This is a genomic window from Streptomyces sp. SPB074 (assembly GCF_000154905.1).
Classification (GTDB): Bacteria; Actinomycetota; Actinomycetes; order Streptomycetales; family Streptomycetaceae; genus Streptomyces.
The window spans coordinates 6,626,602-6,629,860 of the sequence record NZ_GG770539.1; the positions used below are offsets into that span (position 1 = coordinate 6,626,602).

A 3,259-nucleotide genomic window follows, 5' to 3' on the forward strand; every position below is an offset into this window, starting at 1 on the left:
CCCCGGGCGCGGGACCGCCGTCAGGCTCTCGCCGCGCCTACCGCGGCTCCGGCCAGGTGGCGCAGTCGTCCCAGGTCGTGTCCCAGCCGCTGTTGTCGCCCGTGTCGTCGAGCGTGAAGGTCCCGCTGCCCTCGGGGAAGGGGCAGTTGTACGTCCCGGCCGCGCCGACCCCGCTCGCGTGCACCCCGCCGATCGCGGCCCCGCCCGGGGTCTCCGCCTGGACGACGACGGTCCCCGCCCCGTCCACGGTGGCCCCGTCCACGGTCACGTTCCGCACCGCCTTGCCCGTGCCGCCGCCCGAGACGAACTCGAAGGCGCTGTAGGGACTGTCGGTGAAGGTGGTGTCCGTGATGTTCACCCGCGCCTCGATGTCGCTGTCGTAGGCGTCGACCCGCAGGGCGCCCATCGGGTGCGGTGCCCCCAGTTGGGGTTGAGTGCCCCGGTGCGCACCAGGGTGTTGCCGGAGACGGTGATGGTCCCCGCGAGCGGGAAGAACGGGTCGGCGAACTTCTGGTTGGAGATCGCGATGCCGCTGCCGAGCGCGTTCGTGTCGGAGATCAGGTTGTTGCTCACCGTGATGTCGGTGCCGCCGTAGATCGCGATGCCGTTGGCGAGGTTGGGCTGCGAGATGGTGTTGGAGTCGAAGACGGAGCCGGTGTCGGGCGCGTTGAGCGACCACATCGCGAGGGCGTCGTCCCCGTTGTTGCGCAGGAAGTTCTGCCGCACCTTGACGTTCTTCGCGCTGCCGTTGAGGTTGAGGCCGTCCGCCGTGGTGTCCAGGATGCGGTTGTTCTCCACGACGAGGTCGTCGTTGTTCCCGGTCAGCCACAGGCCGACCTTGAGGTGCTGGAGCCACATCCCCGAGACCGAGGAGCCGGGGCCGAGCGAGCCGTTGACGAAGTTGTCGGGACTGGAGTCGTTGCGCTCGGTGACCTCGCCGATGTCGGCGAAGTCCTTGAGGTGCGCGCCGCCGGCCGCGTTCGGCTGATTGATGAAACTGGAGGAGTGCACGACGGAGTACCAGCTCCCCGCCCCCTGGAAGGTCACGTCCTCGACCCCGCTGAGGGAGGAGGTCACCGCGTAGTCGCCCGGCGGTATCCACACGGTGCCGCCCTTCGCGGCGGCGATCGCCTCGCGGAACGCCTGCGTCGAGTCGCCCGTGCCGCTCGGGTCGGCCCCGTGGTCCATGACCGAGACGGAGCCGGCGGGCCGCGTGGCCGCCGCCGCGACCTGCTCGAAGTCGGCGACGTCCACGGTCACCTCCGTCGATGCGGTGAGCGTCACGGTGTCGCCCGCGGCGACGTCCCGGCCGAGCAGGACGCGCGCGTTGTCCAGCAGGTGGTGGGTCTTGGCGCCCACGATCCACGGGGTGTCCACGTAGGAGTACTTCGAGGTGAGCGCGAGCTTCGCGTCGCTCGCCTCCCCGTTGACGGCGACCGCGAGGTCTCCGGTGCGCCCGTCGGCGATGCTGTACGCGACGGTGAGGGCGTTCGCCGCGCGCGGGGCGGTGAAGGTGACGCTCTGCCCGGCGCCGAGCCGGACTGCCCTGCGGCCGGAGGACTCGGAGGCGAGGGTGCCCTGCGTGTGGTCGGGGCCGATGACGTCGCCCGTGCTCTCGGCGTCCTCGGCCTCCACGGAGGTGAAGGGGAGCGAGGCCCCGGCCGCCGCCGCGACGGGCTCCGGCGCGACCGGCCGGGGTGCGGCGCTCGCGGCGGGCGTGAGGAGGGCCGCGGTGGTGGCCGCGGCGGCGACGGCGACCGCGAGGGGGAGCAGCCGCCGGCGCACGGAGGGGGCCGCGGGGTTGATCATCATGGGCATGTCACCAGGGACGGCGGAGCGCTTTTCGCTGGCACGCATGGAGTGGTGCGCCTTCCTGTGGGGGGAGGGTCGCCCGCCGCGGGCACGGCGGGGCGGCCTAGGCGGGCCTCACCCTAGGTGTGTCGCACGGGTCACAGCAAGGGATCAACAAGGTTTCGTGAATTCTTGCCGACACCGTGGAAGTTTTCGAGGGGACGACACGGCCCCTCGGCGTGCCCACAGACCTGCGGGCTTTCCCCCTCGCCCTCGTGTGCCGCTCTTCCGGCGGACTTCCAGGACCACCGGACCTGCCGGTCCGGGCGGTGAAGCGCTTGCCGCCGGTCCGGATCTCGCTGGAAGCACATCACCGCACGACGTCCGATAACAAACAGGAGCTGCGTTAATCTTGCGGTCATGACGCGACGAATTGCTCACGTGGCCAAGAAGGTCGGGGTCAGCGAAGCGACGGTGAGCCGGGTGCTCAACGGACGGCCCGGCGTCGCCGAGGCCACCCGGCAGTCCGTGCTGACGGCTCTCGACGTCCTCGGGTACGAGCGCCCCACCCAGTTGCGCGGGGAGCGCGCCCGCCTCGTCGGGCTCGTCCTGCCCGAGCTCCAGAACCCGATCTTCCCCGCCTTCGCCGAGGTGATCGGCGGCACGCTCGCCCAGCAGGGACTCACGCCCGTGCTGTGCACCCAGACCAAGGGCGGGGTCTCGGAGGCCGACTACATCGAACTCCTCCTGCAACAGCAGGTGTCCGGGGTGGTGTTCGCGGGCGGCGCCTACGCCCAGGCCGACGCCTCGCACGAGCACTACCGGGTTCTCGCCGACCGCCAGATCCCCGTGGTGCTCATCAACGCGGCCATAGAGACCCTGGGCTTCCGCACCGTCTCCTGCGACGACGGCGTGGCGCTGGAGCAGGCGTGGCGCCACCTCGCCTCGCTCGGTCACGAACGCATCGGCCTCGTGCTCGGCCCGGAGGGGCACATGCCCTCGCGGCGCAAACTCGTGATGGCCCGCGCGGTGGCGCGCGCGGCCGGGGGCGAACTGCCGCCGGAACGCGTGGTGCGGGCGATGTTCTCGCTGGAGGGCGGGCAGGCCGCCGCCTCGCGCCTGCTCGACCAGGGCGTCACCGGGATCATCTGCGCGAGCGACCCGCTCGCCCTCGGCGCCGTCCGTGCCGCCCGCAGGCGCGGACTCGACGTTCCCGGACGCGTCTCGGTCGTCGGCTACGACGACTCGGCCTTCATGAACTGCGCCGAACCGCCGCTCACCACCGTCCGCCAGCCCATCGAGGCGATGGGCCGCGCCGCCGTGGAACTCCTGAGCCTCCAGATCGGCGGGCGCACCGTGCCCCCGGGCGAACTCCTCTTCGAACCCGAGCTCGTCGTACGCGGCTCCACGGGCCAGGCCCCGCGACACGGCTGAACGGGGGCGGGGGAGGGGTGGTACGGGGAGGGGC

Annotated in this window: 1 protein-coding gene and 1 pseudogene; one reads left to right on the plus strand and one right to left on the minus strand. The window is 71.9% G+C overall.

The features are described 5' to 3' along the window. Positions 1 to 37: 37 nt before the first annotated feature. Positions 38 to 1,812 (minus strand): annotated as a pseudogene (locus SSBG_RS28285) (glycosyl hydrolase family 28-related protein). A gap of 399 nt (positions 1,813 to 2,211) precedes the next feature. Between SSBG_RS28285 and SSBG_RS28290 the strand changes: the two are divergent. Then, positions 2,212 to 3,225: a LacI family DNA-binding transcriptional regulator gene (locus SSBG_RS28290; RefSeq protein WP_008749467.1), complete on the plus strand. Its 1,014-nt coding sequence runs from the start codon at positions 2,212 to 2,214 to the stop codon at positions 3,223 to 3,225. Positions 3,226 to 3,259 lie beyond the last annotated feature (34 nt).

Coding starts and splice junctions, on each gene's coding strand:
- SSBG_RS28290 (WP_008749467.1), top strand. CDS start 2,212: ATGACGCGACGAATTGCTCACGTGGCCAAGAAGGTCGGGGTCAGCGAA.